This window comes from Rhizobium redzepovicii, assembly GCF_019793435.1.
GTDB classification, from domain to species: domain Bacteria; phylum Pseudomonadota; class Alphaproteobacteria; order Rhizobiales; family Rhizobiaceae; genus Rhizobium; species Rhizobium redzepovicii.
Map to the genome: position 1 here is coordinate 75,530 of NZ_JAILYH010000014.1, position 18,496 is coordinate 94,025.

The window sequence follows — 18,496 nt, forward strand, 5'->3', positions numbered from 1 at the left end:
CCCGCCGTTTTCATTTTGGGAGAACAGCTGATGACGGCGACCGTACGCCCGCTGGAACCATCCGACCGCGCCGCTTGGGAAACCCTGTGGGAGGCGTATCAGCGCTTCTACGAAGTGGTCATCCCACCCGAAACCACCGATCTCACCTGGGGCCGTTTCCACGATCCCAGCGAACCGATGCATGCGCTCGGCGCCTTCGATGGAGACGGCCGCCTCGTCGGCATCGTCCATGCCATCTTTCACCGCTCCTGCTGGCTGCCGCAATGGACGTGCTACCTGCAGGATCTCTATGTCGAAAACAGCCAGCGCGGGCTCGGTACCGGCGCCGCGCTGATCGATGCGGTCGCCGATCTTGCCCGTCAAAACGGCGCAGGCAGGCTTTATTGGATGACGCATGAAACGAATGCCACGGCGAGGCGGCTCTACGACAAGATCGCCGAGCGCTCAGGCTTCATCCAGTACCGCAAGGCTCTTTGAAGATCGGGGGTTGCACAAAGACCTCCCCGCGCTATTGATTCCGAGCGACGCAACAGGAGGAGGATGTCATGACCGAAGAATTGGTATTCTACACGAACCCGATGTCACGCGGCCGCATCGCGCGCTGGATGCTGGAGGAAATCGGTCAGCCCTATCGCACCGAACTCCTGACCTTCGGCGAACGCATGAAGGCGCCGGAATATCTGCGCATCAACCCGATGGGCAAGGTTCCGGCGATCCGCCATGGCAACACCGTCGTCACTGAATGCGCAGCGATCTGTGCCTATCTCGCCGAGACCTTCCCCGAAAAAGGTTTGGCCCCCAAGCAGGAAGAGCGCGCCCGCTACTACCGCTGGATGTTCTTTGCCGCCGGCCCGCTGGAATCGGCGGTGACGATGAAGGCGCTCGGCTTCGAAATTCCAGCAGAACGCCTCCGCATGGCCGGCTGCGGCGGTTTCGGCGACGTCATGAACACACTCGAAATGGCCGTCTCCGGCTCGACCTACGTCGCCGGCGAGCGCTTCACCGCCGCCGACGTCTATGTCGGCTCGCATATCGGCTGGGGTCTCGGCTTCGGCAGCATCGAAAAGCGCCAGGCCTTCGTCGATTACTTCGGCCGCATCAGCGAACGTGAGCCCTATAAGCGCGCCAATGCGCTGGATGATGAGGCCGGCAAGACGATGCAGGCCGCCTGATCGTCATCGCCGCGCCGCGCCGGGATGTCAGCCCTCAGGCAAGCGGCATATGGATATCCGTCATCAGCTCGGTCGGCGGCACGTCGCGCGGGTTGTTGAGATATTCCTCGAACATGACGCTGTCCTTCAGTTGCCGCCCGGATTTCGGCAGCCACTCCGCATAGAGCCACTGGTAGGCCTTGTGCATGTCGGCATAGGGGCCTTTATGGCGCAGCACGGCGTAGTCGCCGCCGTCGATCGTGCGCCGCTCGAACGGCGCTTCGGCCGACCCCGCGGAAACGCCGGTGACGCAGGCGATCGAGCGCAGCTGTTCGGCCGGCACGATATCAGGATCGTCGAGATAGACACCGATCATCCGCATGTCGGGCCTGGCGAGACCACGCGCGTAAAGCGTGCCGAACAATGTTTCGAAGGCTTTGCCGATCTCCATATAGGAGCCGGCATGGGCAACACCGATCAGTTCGGTGGGTGCGATCTCACGTATGGTAACGTCGAACATGGCTTTGATCTTTCCGTTAGGTGAGGGTTGGAAGGCTGTGTGGCTTCCCTCTTTCCGATAGCGTGCCGGCGGCATGCCGTAGACCGACTTGAAAATGCGGTTGAAGGATTGGAGATTGGGATAGCCTGATCGCTTCGCAATCTCACGGACGGCAAGCTCCGTGCGGACGATTTCGCCCGCCGCGCGATGCAGCCGCAGCCGCTTGACGGTGGCCGCCAGCGTCTCGCCGTAAATCGCCCGATAGATCCTGTGCCAGTGATAGCTGGACATGCAGGCGATCTCGGCCAGGCGCGCCATATCCAGCTCCTCGTCGAGGTGGTCGTGAATATAAGCCGATACCCGTCTCAGACGGGTTTCATAAAGTGCCCATGCCGTTTCCCCGTTCATGTCAAACCTCCTGCAAATCGATCGGATGCAACAAAGCATAGCCCGATTTGACAAATCCTGCGGACTTGCCGGCTCCGGAGCGCCAAAGTTCAAGAGAGCCTTATCCTTGCTGACGTGCCGAGCAGGTGCCTCGAAGGACGAGGCGGGTACACCGGCATCACGCCAACGTCCCTCATTCCTGTGCTCGTCACAGGATTCCATTCACGGCGCGTCCGCGCCGTGAATGAATCAGTACCGAAAGAAAAAAGATCTTTCGCGCCCAATGACTTGGGCGCACTGGATTCGTGTGACAAGCACAGGAATGAGGGAGGAGAGCCGACGTAACCCGGCAGCTCAGCCCGCGAGTGCTACGGCCACCGCTTCGATCGCCTCGTCGGCCTTCGAGCCGTCGGGGCCGCCGGCCTGGGCCATGTCGGGGCGGCCGCCGCCGCCCTTGCCGCCGAGGGCGGCCGAGGCGACGCGCACCAGATCGACAGCACTGAAACGATCCACGAGATCCGGCGTCACGGCGACGACCGCACTCGCCTTGCCGTCGTCGGAGACGCCGATCAGCGTCACGACGCCGGAGCCGATGCTGGTCTTGCCGTCATCGGCAAGCCCTTTGAGGTCCTTGGGATCGACGCCCGATATCGACTTGCCGAGGAACTTGACGCCGGCGACTTCGCGCACGGCATCGGCCGAGCCGCCCTGCCCGCCGCCCATGGCAAGTTTGCGCTTGGCGTCGGCCAGTTCCCTTTCGAGCTTGCGGCGCTCGTCCATCAACGCTTCGACACGCGACAGAACCTCCGAAGGCTGAACCTTCAGCGAGGCAGCCAGCGTCTTCACGCGATCGTCCTGCTCAGCCAGATATTCGCGCGCCGATTCACCGGTCAGCGCTTCGATGCGGCGAACCCCGGCGCCGACGGCACTTTCGCCGAGAACGCGGATCAGGCCGATCTGACCGGTGGCCGACACATGCGTGCCGCCACAAAGCTCGACCGAGTAAGGCTTGTTGCTCTTTGCGCCATGAACGCCTGTGCCCATCGAGACGACCCGCACTTCATCGCCGTACTTCTCGCCGAAGAGCGCCATGGCGCCTTCCTCGATGGCGTCGTCGACGCTCATCAGCCGGGTCGTGACATGAGAATTCTGCAGCACGATCTCGTTGGCCATATCCTCGACGATCTTCAGCTCCTCGGTCGACATCGGCTTCGGATGCGACACGTCGAAACGCAGGCGCTCGGGCGCGACCAGCGAACCCTTCTGGGCAACATGGGTGCCGAGCACTTCGCGCAGCGCCTCGTGCAGCAGGTGTGTTGCCGAGTGGTTGGCGCGCAGCCGCGAACGGCGGGCGTGATCGACGGTGAGAACAACCGCATCGCCGCTCTTGAATGCGCCTTCGACAACGACGCCGGAATGCACGAAGAGGCCTTCGCCCTTCTTCTGCGTGTCCGATATCTCTATTCTGCCGTGGTCGGACGAAATGATGCCGGTATCGCCCATCTGACCGCCGGATTCGCCATAGAACGGCGTCTGGTTCACGACGATCTGCACCTTGTCGCCGGCCTGGGCTTCTTCAGCAGCAGCCCCGTCCTTGACGATCGCCTGCACCACGCCTTCGGCGGTTTCGGTGTCGTAACCCAGGAATTCGGTTGCCCCGTTCTTTTCCCTAAGCTCGAACCAGATGGTTTCGGTTGCCTTCTCGCCGGAACCGGCCCAGTGCGAACGGGCTTCGGCCTTCTGGCGCTGCATGGCATCGGTAAAACCGGAGATATCGACGCCGATCTCACGGGCGCGCAAAGCGTCCTGCGTCAGGTCGAGCGGGAAGCCGTAGGTGTCGTAGAGCTTGAAGGCGGTCTCGCCGTCCAGCATGTCGCCCTTGCCGAGATCCGTGGTCGCATCCGACAGCAGCGACAGGCCACGCTCCAGCGTCTTGCGGAAGCGGCCTTCTTCGAGTTTCAGCGTCTCCGAGATCAACGCTTCGGCACGCACGAGTTCCGGATAGGCGCGGCCCATCTCCTGCACCAGCGTCGGCAGCAGCTTGTACATCAGCGGCTCCTTGGCGCCGAGAAGCTGGGCGTGTCGCATGGCGCGACGCATGATACGGCGCAACACATAGCCGCGGCCTTCATTCGACGGCAGCACGCCGTCGGCGATCAGGAAGGCCGAGGAGCGCAGATGGTCGGCGATGACGCGGTGGCTGGCGCTGCCCTCAGCCTTGGCGCCCATCGTCTCTTCGATGGCGCCGATCAGCGTGCGGAACAGGTCGGTGTCGAAGACGCTCTGGACGCCCTGCAGGATGCAGGCCATGCGCTCTAGACCCATGCCAGTATCGATCGACGGACGCGGCAGCGGATTGCGCACGCCGGGTTCGATCTGCTCGAACTGCATGAAGACGAGGTTCCAGAATTCCAGGAACCGGTCGCCATCCTCCTCCGGCGAACCGGGAGGGCCGCCCCAGACGTTCTCGCCCTGGTCTATGAAGATTTCAGAGCATGGGCCGCAGGGGCCGGTATCGCCCATCTGCCAGAAATTGTCGGAGGTCGGGATGCGGATGATCTTGTCGTCGGACAAGCCGGCGATCTTCCTCCACAGCGTCGCGGCTTCCTCGTCTTCGGAATAGACGGTGACCAGCAGGCGATGTTTCGGCAGATCGAAACCTTCGGTGACGAGCTTCCAGGCAAGCTCGATCGCATTCTCCTTGAAATAGTCGCCAAACGAAAAGTTGCCGAGCATTTCGAAGAAGGTCAGGTGGCGGGCGGTATAGCCGACATTGTCGAGGTCGTTATGCTTGCCGCCGGCGCGCACGCATTTCTGCGAGGTGGTCGCCGTGGAATAAGGGCGTTTCTCCAGGCCGGTGAAGACGTTCTTGAACTGCACCATGCCGGCATTGGTGAACATCAGCGTCGGGTCGTTGCGCGGCACGAGCGGGCTCGACGAGACGATCTCATGACCGTTCTTCTTGAAATAGTCGAGGAATGTCGACCGGATATCGTTCACACCGCTCATGCTATGCCCTTCAATGCTGCCGGAGGCAGGTAAATCTAAATCCATCGGCTTTTAACGTTCACCTCCGCCACTGTCCAGCAGACAAACAAAACCGGCCGCATTCTGATCAGGGAATGCAGCCGGCTTGGATTTTCAAAGGGACTGGCGGAAAACCGATCGCGAAAATTACATTTCCGCGGCAGCGTCACCATCATCGGGATCCGGTCCGCCGTTCTGCAGGAAGCGGTCGGCGATCAGGCCGGCATTCTGGCGCAGCGACAGCTCGATCTCACGGGCGAGATCCGGATTGTCGCGCAGGAAGGTCTTGGCGTTTTCGCGGCCTTGGCCGAGACGCTGGCTGTTATAGGAGAACCAGGCACCGGATTTCTCGACGATGCCGGCCTTGACGCCGAGATCGACCAGTTCGCCGGTCTTGGAAACGCCCTCGCCATACATGATGTCGAATTCGACCTGCTTGAAGGGCGGCGCCATCTTGTTCTTGACGACCTTGACGCGGGTCTGGTTGCCGATCACCTCTTCGCGCTCCTTGACCGCGCCGATGCGGCGGATGTCGAGGCGCACGGAGGCGTAGAACTTCAGCGCATTGCCGCCGGTTGTCGTCTCAGGCGAACCGAACATGACGCCGATCTTCATGCGGATCTGGTTGATGAAGATCACCATGGTGTTCGACTTGGAAATCGAAGCCGTGAGCTTGCGCAGCGCCTGGCTCATCAGGCGCGCCTGCAAGCCGGGAAGACTGTCGCCCATCTCGCCTTCGATTTCGGCGCGCGGCGTCAGTGCGGCGACCGAGTCGACGACGAGAACGTCGACGGCGCCAGAGCGCACGAGCGTATCGGTGATTTCGAGCGCCTGCTCGCCGGTATCGGGCTGCGAGATCAAAAGGTTCTGCAGATCGACGCCAAGCTTGCGGGCATAGACGGGATCGAGCGCATGTTCGGCATCAACGAAGGCGCAAATGCCGCCCTTCTTCTGCGCTTCCGCAATGGTCTGCAGCGCAAGCGTCGTCTTACCCGAGCTTTCCGGCCCGTAAATTTCGATGATACGGCCCCTCGGCAGACCACCAACGCCAAGTGCGATATCGAGGCCAAGCGAGCCGGTCGAGATCGTCTCGATCTCGACAACATTCTCGTTGGAGCCGAGTTTCATGATCGAGCCCTTGCCGAACGACCGCTCTATCTGTGAGAGTGCCGCTTCAAGCGCTTTGCTTTTGTCCACCGATTTGTCCTCTACCAGCCGCAATGAATTCTGAGACATCCGATCCACCTTTAGGTTATTGAAGCCGCCCAAGCAATGTCGAGTTTGTACCCCATTTGTTCTATTTCCGCAATAGGCGATCAAACGATTGAAAGAAAAAGGTAAAACAGCCTGTGTTCTATATTTGTTTTATCGATGCAAAGCAACGGCTTAGGCCTTATGCACCGGCTTTGCCGCGGCTGCTAGCACCGTCTCGATTCGCGCTTCGGGCATCGGAAGGCGGTTGAAGTGAAGAAAAAGATTCTTGTTCTCGGCGGCGCCCATATCGACCGGCGCGGCCGGATCTCCGGCGAAACGGCGCCGGGCGCCAGCAATCCCGGCACCTGGTTCGAGGAGCCGGGCGGCGGCGGCTTCAATGCGGCCCGCAACCTGGCAAGGCTCGGTTTTCAGGTGACGATGATTTCGCCACGCGGCGGCGACTCCATCGGCGAGATGGTCGGCGAAGCCGCCGATTTCGCCGGCATCGACGACCGGCCTTTCGTGTTCCTCGACCGCAAGACCCCGAGCTATACGGCGATCATCGAGAAGGACGGCAATCTGGTGATCGCCCTTGCCGACATGGATCTCTACCGATTCTTCGTGCCGCGGCGTCTCTCCATCCGCTGGGTGCGCGAAGCTTTCGCCGCCCATGATCTCATTCTTTTCGACGCCAACCTGCCGGAGGAGACGATCGCAGCGATCGTTGCCAAGGCGCATTCCCTGGCGAAGCCGGTCGCGGCGATTGCCATCTCGCCGGCCAAGGTCGTCAGGCTGAAACAGTGCATCGCGGATATCGACTACCTGTTCCTGAATGAAGCCGAGGCCGCTGCCCTTGCCGGTAAACAGCCGGAAGACGCTGCCGGCTGGCCGCCGCTTCTGAACCAGATCGGCATCAGGAACGCCGTCGTCACCCGCGGCCGCCGCGAGCTCGTGGCACTTTGCAAGGGCCGCGCCGTGACGCTGCAGCCGCCGATCGCCGACACGGTCGCCGACGTCACCGGAGCCGGCGATTCTCTTGCGGCCGGCACGCTTGCCGCCCTGATGCTCGGTCTGCCGCTCGAAGAGGCCGTTCGCCACGGCACGGCTGCCGCAACGCTCACCGTGCAGTCGCGGCACGCCGTCAACGAAAATCTGACGCCGGATCTCTTGAATGCGGCGCTTGCCCTTGTTCCCGAGGTCAGAATTCTGCATTGAAGCCGCTATATTAAATAGTCGAGCATGAGGTGCGAAAACCGCTGACACGCTTCGGCATCATGCTCATCGACGACAGGACAACATCATGACCAAGCCCATTTCGCCCCTTCTGCCGATTGCCTATTCGAAAGAGGTTGCCAGCGCCAAGCAGCGCGGCGCGCCGCTGGTGGCGCTAGAATCGACCATCATCACCCATGGCATGCCCTATCCCGGCAATATCGAGATGGCCCGCAGCGTCGAGACGATCATTCGCGAACAGGGCGCGGTGCCGGCAACCATCGCCGTCATTCATGGCACGCTGCATATCGGCCTTGAAGCCGGCGAACTGGAGCAGCTTGCCAAGGCGACCGAAGTGATGAAGGTATCGCGCGCCGATCTCGCCTTCGCGATCGCCGAGCGCCGCACCGGCGCCACCACGGTGGCCGCGACGATGATTGCCGCCGCCCGCGCCGGCATCCGCGTCTTTGCCACAGGCGGCATCGGAGGCGTGCACCGAGGCGCCGAGGAAAGCTTCGATATATCGGCCGATCTCGAGGAACTCGCCCGCACCGGCGTCATCGTCGTCTGCGCCGGCGCCAAGGCGATCCTCGACATTCCGAAGACGCTGGAAGTGCTGGAAACCCGCGGCGTTCCCGTCGTCACCTATGAGAGCGAAGAATTCCCCGCCTTCTGGTCACGCGCCTCGGGCATCCGCAGCCCACTGTCGCTGAACAGCCCGGCCGCCATCGCCAATTTCCAGACGGTGCGCGAACAGCTCGGCATCGACGGCGGCATGCTCATCGCCAATCCGGTGCCGGAAGCCGACGAGATCGCCCGCGAAGAGATGGAGATCTACATTGAGCGGGCACTCGACAGCGCCGAGCGCGACGAGATCACGGGCAAGGCGGTGACGCCTTATCTGCTCTCGACCATCTTCGATCTGACGGACGGCCAGAGCCTGAAGACGAATATTGCGCTGGTCGAGAACAATGCGCGGCTGGCGGCTGAGATTGCCGTGGCGTTGGGTGAGTGAGGCCTACGGGGCAGGCCGGAATCGCCTTGCCAGACAGCTGCTGCCGTTCCAGCCCCCTCTGCCCTACCGGGCATCTCCCCCACAGGTGGGGAGATTGGCTAGACGCAATGGCTTCCCCCAACAATTGGCGTCGCAGCTCGCCGAAACGTTGATGTGGCGAGAAGGTTCCGCCGCTTGTGATCTCCCCACAGGTGGGGGAGATGCCCGGCAGGGCAGAGGGGGCGGCCGCGGCACGCCCTGTCTACTAAGGCGATGCCGGCTGCCCTCACCCGTCCAGCGTCTCCTTCACCACCACAGCTAATTGCTTCAGCGAAAACGGCTTCGGCAAAAACCCGAATTTCGCGTCCGGCGGCAGGTTCCGGGCAAAGGCATCTTCGGCGTAACCCGAGACGAAGATGAATTTCATGTCGGGATAGGTCTTGCGCAACTCGCGCAGCAGCGTCGGGCCGTCCATCTCGGGCATGACGACGTCGGACACGACGATGTCGACCTTGCCTTCCAGCTCTTCCAAGATGGCGAGCGCCTCGACGCCCGAGCCGGCTTCGTGCACGGTATAACCGCGCGTTTCCAGCATGCGCTTGCCGCCGCGGCGCACCGCCTCCTCGTCTTCGACGAGAAGGATGACCGCCGATCCCGTCAGGTCCTCCGGCTGTTGCGCCGTTGGCGCCTCCGGCCGAATGCCGATCTCGGCGACGGCGCTGTCGATCGCACCCGCTTCCGCGGCCACCGCCGGCTCCGGGATGTGGCGCGGCAGGAAGACCCGGAAGGTCGTGCCCTTGCCGACTTCGGATTCCGGCTGGATATAGCCGCCCGATTGCTTGACGATGCCATAGACCATGGCGAGACCAAGCCCGGTGCCCTTGCCGACATCCTTGGTGGTGAAGAAGGGCTCGAAGATCTTGTCCATGATTTCGGGCGCGATACCGGTGCCGTTGTCGGCGACTTCGATCAGCACCATGTCCTCAGCCGGCATGTAGGAATAGTTGAAGGCGGAGACCTCGGAAGCAGTCAGGTTTCGGGTGCGCAGCGTCAGTGTGCCACCCTCGGGCATGGCGTCGCGCGCATTGACGCAGAGATTGATCAGCACCTGTTCGAATTGCGAAAGGTCGGTTTTGACGGGCCAGAGGTCGCGGCCATATTGCACGTCGAGCTTGACATTGGTGCCGGAGAGCAGCCGGTCGACCAGCATGCGCAGGTCGCCGACGACATCGGTGAGGTTGAGCACCGAGGGCCGCATCGTCTGCTTGCGCGAGAAGGCGAGCAACTGGCGCACCAGCACCGCGGCGCGGTTGGCGTTGCGCTTGATTTCCATCAGGTCGGCAAAGCTCGCATCGGCCGGCCGTGCCTGCAGCAGCAGATGGTCGGAGGAAAGCAGGATCGCCGTCAGCACATTGTTGAAATCATGCGCGATGCCGCCGGCGAGCGTTCCGACGGCATTCATCTTCTGCGTCTGCGCCATCTGCGCTTCCAGCGCCTTCTGCTCGGTCACCTCGACGGCGTAGACGATCGCCGCCTCCTCGGGCGCCTCGTCGCTCTGGTCGATGACGGCGTTGACGTAGAAACGGAAATAGCGCGCTTCGTCGGTCGGCGTGCGGGTATCGAGGGGCGCAATGTCGCCCTGCCGGTCCTTGGCCGCTGCCAGCGCCTCGGCGAGCTGCGGCCGGTCGCTTTCCTGCACGATGGTTTCGAGATGCGGCGCCTTTTCGAGATCGTCGCGCGAGACGACGCCGGAGAACATCTTCAGGAACGGTGCGTTGGTCCGCAGGATGCGCCCGTCCCCGTCCACCGAGGCGATCGCCATCGGCGTATTGTTGAAGAAGCGGGTGAACCGCATGGCGGCGGCCGAAGCGGACTGGCCGCCCGCCTCGCTCTTTTCACGCCCCAGCACGATCGTCCGGCTTTCGCCGGGTGCGCCGTCGCGCATCGAGGTGACGCTGTGGATGATCTGCACCGGCAGGCTCTGGCCGTTGGTCTTGCGCAGGTCGAGATCGAGCGTCACCGTCTTCTTCAGGCCGGGTTCGGCCTGCACCGACTGGATGAGCGCCAGCCCCTCGCCCGCCACCACGTCGCCGATGGTCATCGAGCCCGGCACGAATTTGGTGAGATCGAGGCCTAGCCACTCGGCAAGCGTGGCGTTCAGATAGAAGATCTCGCCCTTCCTGCCGGCTGAGAAGAAACCGGCCGGCGCATGGTCGAGATAGTCGATCGCGTTCTGCAATTCCTTGAAGAAGCGCTCCTGGTCGTCCCGCTCCGTGGTGATATCGGTAATCTGCCAGATCTGCAGCGGCTTGCCGCCGTTTTCCTCCGGCTGCAGCAGCCGCGCCTTCAGCCGATACCAATGGGCGCCTGAGCTGTTGCTGCCGGGGCCGACGGCGCGCAGCAGGCGGAATTCCTCCCGGCCTTCCTTGCCCTCGCGCAGGCCGTTGACCAGCCGATAGAGCGCCTCATTCGATTCGCGGTGGCGCGACAGCAGGCTTTCCAGCGTCTGCACCTCGGTCGCCTTGCGCGCGCCGGTCAGCGCACCATAGGCGGCGTTGGCATATATGATCCGGCCCTTTTCGTCGGTGATCAGCGTGCCGTCGGGATGGCTGTTGAGGAAGGCGCGCGCCAGGCTGTCGGACTGACGCTGCGGCATCACCTCGATGAAGCCGATGACCGAGGATACCAGGAAGAAGATGCCGACCATGGCAAGCACGCCGAGACCGCCGAGCACGATCTCATTGTCGAGCGATCTCTTGAAGACGACGAAGCCGCCGGCGGCTGCAATCAGCACAAGGGCCAGCAGAAGAATGCGCAAAACCGTGCCAGAACGCCCCCCACGATCCACAAGCGGTGCGTTATAATCGTCGGCCTGACGCGGTTTCGTCATGTATTCCTCACATAAGTCCCTCCAGCTTCGTAGCACGAACACGAAGCGGGAATCAGGCACTCTTTCCTTCTTAGCAATTTGCCGCGTTGGCAAAAACACCGGTGGTCGGCAAGACTGCTTGAATTCACAGGCAACAGCGCCATCTGCCCCTGAACCCTGACGCGGCCGACCGTGCGCAACATCGGCGAGCGCCCAATCCGCGGAACACGAAAACGCGTTCTCCCGTGACTGGACAGCACCGGCGGCCCTTGCCTAAGGAACGGAAAAGTCGTCAATATGTGCCGAATATGAAATGGAGTGAGTGACTATGTTGGATGATGTTGTCGGAGCTTATGGCAGCCGTTTTCTGCTTGCCGCCGGTGGCGTCGGTCTGGCGCTTCTCCTGCTCATCCTCGTGCTCTGGGTGATCCGCAGCCGGGCGCCCTCGCCCTTCGTGCGCGGCGGCCGCAACCGCCAGCCGCGTCTGCAGGTCCTGGATGCCGCCGCTGTCGATGCCCGTCGCCGGCTGGTGCTGGTGCGCCGCGACGACGTCGAGCATCTGATCATGATCGGCGGCCCGAGCGATATAGTCATCGAAAGCCGTATCCTGCCCGCAGCGGCCGAACAGCCGGAAATCGCCGGCCTTCCACAACCTGTCGAACAGCGTCCAGTATCACCCCCGGCGCAGCCGGAACCGTCCCCCGTTTCTCCGCCCCGCGCTGCAATTGCAGCTCCGGCCTCACCGCCTGCCGCAGCCCGCGTCGAGCCGGCCGCCGAGCCTTCCTTCTCCGCACCGGTTTCGCCCGAGCCGCGCCCGCGCCCCGAACCGCAGGCCCAGCAGGCCGCAGCACCGCCGGTGGCGACCAGCCCTCTTCCGGCAAACCGGGTGATAGCGCCCCTGTCGGCCGAACGCGACATTCCTCCACCTGCCCCACCCCAGCCGCGCCCGCCGGAGCGTCCTGTTGCTCCCCCGGTCGCGCCCGCAGCGTTCCACGATACCGCAAGTGCGGCCGAGATCCTCGATGCCGCCCGTCAGCGCGTGCTGCCGCAGCAGCGCATTGAACCCGAGATCTCCGCACCGCCTGTCCAGCACATGCCGCCCGCCGCCCCCGGCCCAGCCGAAGACGATGCGGCTGCGCAATCGGCAGCGGCGACCCGCCATGATTTCCAGCGGGTGCTGGAAGAGGAGATGTCGAACAATCTGACGGCCGAACGCATCGTGCCGGCGCCGGCAAACCAGGCCCCCCGCCAAGCCATACCGCAGCCGCAGCCGAGCAACCTGCCGCGCCGCGATCCCGACCTCGCCCCAATCACCGGCGCCGATACGGAACTGCAGAAAGAAGTCGCCCGCATCTTCGGCGAAATGAGCGTCAATCGCGACAAATGAGGGCAAAGGCCCCCGCGTCACGCCGGGTTGCCGCGCCCTCTCCTTCACCATGAAGTTGCACAAAAGCCGCATACCGCGGCTTTTTCAGTGTCCGAATGTCTTTGGCCTCCCCATCATGCCGATCATTTGCTATCGATCGGGGTGAAGAGCGTTGGCGCATCCGAGGTTGCATTTTGCCTAAGTAAACACCGGTCTCACTCCAGTTTCACCCGTACTGCCGTCTAGCGACATGCTGGCGGCATGCGACCATGTTCATCGGGTGGTGGCGAGAGACCGGTTTGGCATTGTTCCAATGTGCCATGTGCAGTTCCGCTGTCTCAGCTCTTCAGCCGCCCACAACATCGCCACACCGCGCCCGCAAGGGTTTCTCCTGCACCATCTCGATGGACTTCCGAACGGAAGACCAAGACGATATGTGCAAGACGCTTCAGGTCCGATGGACCATTATTCCCAAGACAGCTCCCCAGCCCTGGATCGCATGCGGCGGATGCGGAGGCATGAGAGCCTTCCAATCCAGCGGCAAGATTCGGCTGAACGCCAACGGCCGCAAACTGGATGCCTGGCTGATCTACAAATGCCTGACCTGCGAAAGGACATGGAACCGGCCGATCTTCGAGCGCCGCAATGTCCGCGACATCGATCCTGCGGTCCTTGACGCGCTGCAGGCCAACGATCCGGACTGGATCCGGGCAGAGACCTTCAACCTCGATGCTCTCCGACGCAAATCGCTGCGTATGGACGAGTTTGCCGAATTTGAAATCACCAAGGAGATGCGGCACGAAACCGCAAATTGGACGACATTGGCAATCGAACTGACGGTCCCTGTCCCAACAAGCACCCGCCTCGACCGTCTGCTGGCCTCGGAACTGAAGCTTTCACGCTCGAGACTGCAGGCCCTTCACACTGAAGGCATGGTTCGGACGGATCCTGAGAAGGCGGACATCCTGCGACACCGCCTGAGGAACGGCACCCTTGTGACGATCGACCTCTCCATGGAGGCCGAGCGAGAGCAATCGTGGAAAGCTCTGGCGATAGGCATTTGTGCAGCGGAGCAGTGATCAACGAACAAGCGCCGCGATCCGATCGCGGCGCTTGCTCTCACCTCTGCATGAAAACCATTATTCGTCGCGATAGACTTTTTCGCGGCGTTCGTGGCGCTCCTGCGCCTCGATCGACAGCGTCGCGATCGGGCGGGCGTCGAGACGCTTGAGGCCGATTGGTTCGCCGGTTTCCTCGCAATAGCCGTAAGTACCGTCTTCGATGCGCTGCAGTGCCGCGTCGATCTTGGAAATCAGCTTTCTCTGCCGATCACGGGCGCGAAGTTCGATCGCCCGGTCGGTTTCCGAGGACGCCCGGTCGGCGAGGTCGGGATGGTTTGCGCTTTCCTCGGCCAGGTGGTCGAGGGTTTCGCGCGCTTCTCGAAGGATATCATTTCTCCATGCAACCAGCTTGGTCCTGAAGTAGGCACGCTGGTTTACGTTCATGAACTCTTCCTCTTCCGAGGGAACGTAATTGCTAAGATCGATCTTCTCACTCAACGCGATTCTCCTGAAGAACATCTCATCTGGGCGGGTGTATATCCCAAGCGCTAGCCGCGATTCAAGCCAAATACGACAGGTAAACAGATTTTTAAATCTGTTACAATTTTAGGCTAACGATCTATTTTGTCATGGTTATTCCGGCTACCGTTTTCTTCTTCGCCTTCAAAACGCCGTGTTGTCAGCCACGTTTTGCGCCGTCGCAGCATGGCCAGCGATTGACGGCGGCCAAGCGCAACCGCTACTGAAAAGACCCGCCCGATCCTGGATTTGCCCATGACCGTACCGCTGCCTCCGCCGAACCGCATCTATCTCCTGCGTCATGCCGAGGCGGCCTGGGCCGAACCCGGACAGCGCGATTTCGACCGGCCGCTCAACGAAAAGGGCTTCGGCGATGCCGAGATCATTGCCGACAAAGCCGCCGACAAGGGCTACCGTCCCGATCTGCTGATCAGTTCGACGGCGCTGCGCTGCCGCGGCACTGCCGATGCGGTCCATCGGGCGATGGGCCTTACGCTCGACATCCGTTATGTCGATGCGCTCTACAACGCCACGGTCGATAACTACCTGGAAATCGTCGATTCGCAGGAAGAGGCGGCCGTCATGCTGGTCGGCCACAATCCAACCATGGAGCAGGCGCTGGAGGCGCTGATCGGCCATGAGGCGATGGCAAGCGCCCTTCCCGGCGGCTTCCCGACGGCGGGCCTTGCCGTCGTCGATTACGACGCTTCAGCCGGCGGTTGGCGTCTCATCGATTTCGTGGTTGTCTGAAAGCTTTCGCGCCGCGTCTTTTTCAGGCGGCACGTCCTTCCTATATTGCCGGCAGTCACCAACCGGAATTGCGCCTTGCCGCCACGCCTCACATCCTTTACCGACGACGCCCGCATCGCCCTCGACAATCTCGCCGATCGGGCAAGCGGCCTCGTCAATCCGACCGTGCGGCTCGGCGTCACGGGCCTCTCCCGCTCCGGCAAGACGGTCTTCATTTCCTCGCTGGTACACAATCTTCTGCATGGCGGCCGCCTGCCGCTGTTCGAGCCGGTGCAGTCCGGCCGCGTCTCGGCGGTGCGGCTGGAGCCGCAGCCCGACGATGCCGTACCGCGCTTCCAATACGAGGATCATATCCGCGCGCTGGTGAAGGATCGTATTTGGCCGGATTCGACCCGCGCCATCTCTGAGCTGCGCATCACACTGGATTATCAGAGCGCCAGCGGCTGGAACCGGCTTTTTTCGCCCGGCCGTTTGTCGATCGATATCGTCGACTATCCGGGCGAATGGCTGCTCGACCTGCCGCTGCTCGGCAAGGATTACCGCACCTTTAGCGAGGAAACGATCGCGCTAGCGAAAACCGGCGTCCGCTCCGAACTGTCGCGCGGATGGCTGGCGCTGACCCATGCCGCCGATATCCAGGCCCGCGCCGACGAGATGATCGCCCGCGGCCTCGCCACCGCCTTTGCCGATTATCTCAAGGCCTGCAAGGCCGACGAACGCTCGCTCTCCACCCTGCCGCCCGGCCGCCTGCTGCTGCCCGGCGATCTCGACGGCTCGCCGGCGCTGACCTTCGCACCGCTGGCCTTGCCGGCGGACGGCCGTCCCGGGCGCAACTCGCTCTGGACGATGATGGAGCGGCGCTACGAGGCCTATAAATCAGTCGTCGTCAAACCCTTCTTCCGCGAGCATTTCGCCCGGCTCGACCGCCAGATCGTGCTGGTCGATGCGCTTCAGGCGATGAACCGCGGCCCCGAAGCCGTCCAGGATCTGGAACGCGCGCTGACCGATGTGCTCGCCTGTTTCCGCCCCGGCACCAATTCGCTGCTCTCCTCGCTGCTCGGGCGCCGCATCGACCGCGTGCTGGTCGCCGCGACCAAGGCCGATCATCTCCACCATGAAAGCCACGACCGGCTCGACGCGCTGACCCGCCGCCTGGTCGATCGCGCCATCGACCGCATCGGCATGGCGGGTGCGGGCATCGACGTCATGGCGCTCGCCTCCGTGCGCGCCACCCGAGAGGCATCCGTCAAGCGCGACGGACATGACCTGCCTGTCATCGTCGGCACGCCGATGGAGGGCGAAACCATCGCCGGCGAGCGTTTCGACGGCCAGAGAAAGACCGCGATCTTTCCCGGCGACCTGCCGGCGGATCCAGAAAGCCTGTTCGACCGCATCGCCGCGGGCGAGAGCGGCTTGCGGCTGCCCGATGTCAATGTCGTCAGGTTCCGCCCGCCTCAGCTTGAGGAAACCGGCGGCGGCATCAAGCTGTCGGTCCCGCATATCCGCCTCGACCGCGCCATGCAGTTCCTGTTCGGAGATCGTCTCGCATGAGCCAGCCCCCCTCCGATCCGCCACGCCGCCCGCCCGCGGCTTTCATCTACGAGGACGAGGCCACCGAGCGCCTTGACAACGGCCGCCAGGCAGAGCAGCGGCGCAAGCCGGAAAGCTTCTCCGAAAACATCGTCGTGACGGCGGATGAGGACGATCCCTTCCTCAATCCCGACAAGGATCTGAGCGCAGTGCCCGTGGCAACGCCGCTGAGACGCCGAACCTCCTTCGGCAAGATCGCCGCCGGCGCCTTCGGCATTCTGCTGTCGCTTGGCATCGGCCTCTGGACCGATAGGCTGATCCGCGATCTCTTCACCCGTGCCGACTGGTTGGGCTATGCGGCGCTGGCCGTGCTTGCGGTCGGCATCCTCGCCGTGCTTGCGCTCATCATCCGCGAAACATTAGGGATGATGCGCCTTGCCGCCGTCCAGGCGATCAAGGCCGAAGCGGAAGCCGCGATGGTCGAAACCCGGCCGGCACGGGCGCGCGCCGTCGTCGCCCGCCTGAGCACGCTGCTGTCGGCCAATCCCGAGACATCGAAGGGCCGCGCCACGCTGAAGGCGACGGAAAGCGAGGTCATCGATCCCCCGCATCTGATTGCGCTCGCCGAACGGGAATTGCTCACGCCCCTCGACCGCAAGGCCCGTGCCCTGATCGTCAACGCCTCCAAGCGCGTCTCAATCGTCACCGCCGTCAGCCCGCGCGCCGTGGTCGACCTGCTCTACGTCCTCTATGAGGCCGTGCGTCTTATCCGCGCCATGGCCGAGCTTTACGGCGGCCGTCCCGGCACGCTCGGCATGTTCCGTCTGCTGCGCGACGTGCTGGCGCATCTGGCCGTCACCGGCTCGATCGCCGTCGGCGACAGCCTCGTCCAGCAGGTGCTCGGCCATGGGCTGGCCTCCAAGCTCTCGGCCCGGCTCGGCGAAGGCGTCATCAACGCCCTGATGACCGCCCGCATTGGAATCGCGGCAATGGATCTCTGCCGCCCGCTCGCCTTCCATGCCCTGAAGCGGCCGGGAATCGGCGATTTCATCGGCGACCTCACGCCCTCCATGTCGCCGCGCGGCAACACTCCTTGAGAGTCGGAGCAATTCCGCACACTTTGCCATCCCTAACGGAATGTTGGCGAAATTACAGCAGATTCAAGGCTCTAATAGCGACAAGCTAAAATCTGGACCGCGCGAAACCCCTGTATTCCAGCGCATTTCGGCACGATTGAAAGGAAGGATTAACCATTCCCAGGCAAAACTTGCAGCCAGTTCGTGAGTGGTGTTTGCCAAGGAAAATCCATGTATTCGCGCAAGTTTCTCATTATATGCGGTCTGGCCGCCGCGGCATTGTCTCCCGTCGCAGACGTCGCTCCGGCAGCTACCGCCGCAACCCGTGACAAGGCCTTCTTCGATTCCGTCGCCGGCTCATGGAAGGGCCCGGGCGAAATCGTCGCCGGCAAATACAAGGGGACGAAATTCACCTGCAACCTGATCGGCGAGCCCACGGGCGACAGCGGCGCCGGCATCAAGCTCGACGGCACCTGCCGCGTCGGCGTCTTCAAGCAGCCGATGACAGCCGTCATCTCGCAGTCGGGCTCGACCTACAAGGGCAAGTTCCTTGACGGCGCCGCCGGCAAGGGTCTTGACGTCGTCTCTGGCGCCGTCAGCGAAGATACCGTCGTCGTCGGCATCAACCGCGCCAAGCTGAACGGCGCGATGATCGCCCGCGTGCGTGATGACAAGACGATGAACGTCACTGTTTCGGTCAAGGTCGAAAGCCAGATGATCCCGGTCATCGGCCTGACGCTGACCCGCCAGGTCGACGAGATGGCCGTCGGGTCCATCCAGTAGATCAATCGCACCGCGGATTTTCCTGAAGCTACAGCGCATTTTCCTAAAGCGGCGGGTTTCCCGCCGTTTTCCGTTTCA

General features: G+C 62.8%; 15 protein-coding genes. 10 read left to right on the forward strand and 5 right to left on the reverse strand.

The features are described from left to right. Positions 1-30: 30 nt before the first annotated feature. A complete protein-coding gene (locus tag K6N12_RS22105; RefSeq protein ID WP_088396494.1) occupies positions 31-477 on the forward strand; it encodes a GNAT family N-acetyltransferase in 447 nt (148 codons plus the stop codon). A gap of 68 nt (positions 478-545) precedes the next feature. Continuing rightward, positions 546-1,172 carry a glutathione S-transferase family protein gene (locus tag K6N12_RS22110; protein WP_097628589.1) on the forward strand — a complete coding sequence of 209 codons (627 nt, stop codon included), beginning with the start codon at positions 546-548 and terminating at the stop codon, positions 1,170-1,172. A gap of 34 nt (positions 1,173-1,206) precedes the next feature. Here the strand turns inward: K6N12_RS22110 and K6N12_RS22115 are convergent, their stop codons facing one another. The 3 genes from K6N12_RS22115 to recA all read right to left on the reverse strand — a co-directional run bounded on the left by K6N12_RS22115 (position 1,207) and on the right by recA (position 6,300). Further along, positions 1,207-2,058, reverse strand: a complete 852-nt coding sequence (locus K6N12_RS22115; protein ID WP_097628588.1) for an AraC family transcriptional regulator — start codon at positions 2,056-2,058, stop codon at positions 1,207-1,209. 333 nt (positions 2,059-2,391) lie between these two features. Beyond that, positions 2,392-5,046: an alanine--tRNA ligase gene (alaS, locus tag K6N12_RS22120; RefSeq protein WP_097628587.1), complete on the reverse strand. Its 2,655-nt coding sequence runs from the start codon at positions 5,044-5,046 to the stop codon at positions 2,392-2,394. 165 nt (positions 5,047-5,211) lie between these two features. Beyond that, positions 5,212-6,300 (reverse strand): recombinase RecA, encoded by a 1,089-nt coding sequence (gene recA / locus K6N12_RS22125; RefSeq protein WP_003586201.1) that lies wholly within the window; start codon positions 6,298-6,300, stop codon positions 5,212-5,214. Positions 6,301-6,528: 228 nt separating this feature from the next. On the opposite strand from recA, the gene K6N12_RS22130 reads away from it, so the two are divergent. Continuing rightward, a complete protein-coding gene (locus tag K6N12_RS22130; RefSeq protein WP_097628586.1) occupies positions 6,529-7,473 on the forward strand; it encodes a carbohydrate kinase family protein in 945 nt (314 codons plus the stop codon). Between the two features lie 85 nt (positions 7,474-7,558). After that, complete coding sequence (locus tag K6N12_RS22135; protein WP_054183126.1) at positions 7,559-8,485, forward strand: pseudouridine-5'-phosphate glycosidase; 927 nt, start codon at positions 7,559-7,561, stop codon at positions 8,483-8,485. Positions 8,486-8,750: 265 nt separating this feature from the next. On the opposite strand, the gene cckA is transcribed toward K6N12_RS22135, so the two are convergent. Next, entirely contained in the window at positions 8,751-11,354 is a 2,604-nt protein-coding gene (cckA, locus tag K6N12_RS22140) for a cell cycle histidine kinase CckA (RefSeq protein WP_097628585.1), read from the reverse strand. A gap of 307 nt (positions 11,355-11,661) precedes the next feature. Between cckA and K6N12_RS22145 the strand changes: the two genes are divergently transcribed. After that, positions 11,662-12,720, forward strand: a complete 1,059-nt coding sequence (locus K6N12_RS22145; RefSeq protein ID WP_183781863.1) for a flagellar biosynthetic protein FliO — start codon at positions 11,662-11,664, stop codon at positions 12,718-12,720. Between the two features lie 413 nt (positions 12,721-13,133). Then, the gene (locus K6N12_RS22150) at positions 13,134-13,778 is read left to right on the forward strand and encodes a DUF1062 domain-containing protein (protein WP_131711038.1); all 645 of its coding nucleotides are present in this window, start codon (positions 13,134-13,136) and stop codon (positions 13,776-13,778) included. A 60-nt stretch (positions 13,779-13,838) separates the two neighbouring features. On the opposite strand, the gene dksA is transcribed toward K6N12_RS22150, so the two are convergent. Further along, positions 13,839-14,258 (reverse strand): RNA polymerase-binding protein DksA, encoded by a 420-nt coding sequence (gene dksA / locus K6N12_RS22155; protein ID WP_003569003.1) that lies wholly within the window; start codon positions 14,256-14,258, stop codon positions 13,839-13,841. Between the two features lie 276 nt (positions 14,259-14,534). Here dksA and K6N12_RS22160 point away from each other — a divergent pair, with 276 nt between their 5' ends. From K6N12_RS22160 to K6N12_RS22175, 4 genes are all read left to right on the forward strand, one after another. Next, a complete protein-coding gene (locus K6N12_RS22160; protein WP_097628582.1) occupies positions 14,535-15,029 on the forward strand; it encodes a SixA phosphatase family protein in 495 nt (164 codons plus the stop codon). 75 nt (positions 15,030-15,104) lie between these two features. Next, positions 15,105-16,580: a YcjX family GTP-binding protein gene (locus K6N12_RS22165; RefSeq protein ID WP_222134654.1), complete on the forward strand. Its 1,476-nt coding sequence runs from the start codon at positions 15,105-15,107 to the stop codon at positions 16,578-16,580. Further along, positions 16,577-17,656, forward strand: coding sequence for a YcjF family protein (locus K6N12_RS22170; protein ID WP_097628580.1), 1,080 nt, complete (start codon positions 16,577-16,579; stop codon positions 17,654-17,656). Before K6N12_RS22165 ends, K6N12_RS22170 begins: the two co-directional genes overlap by 4 nt. A gap of 210 nt (positions 17,657-17,866) precedes the next feature. Continuing rightward, a complete protein-coding gene (locus K6N12_RS22175) occupies positions 17,867-18,418 on the forward strand; it encodes a hypothetical protein (RefSeq protein WP_003579600.1) in 552 nt (183 codons plus the stop codon). Positions 18,419-18,496 lie beyond the last annotated feature (78 nt).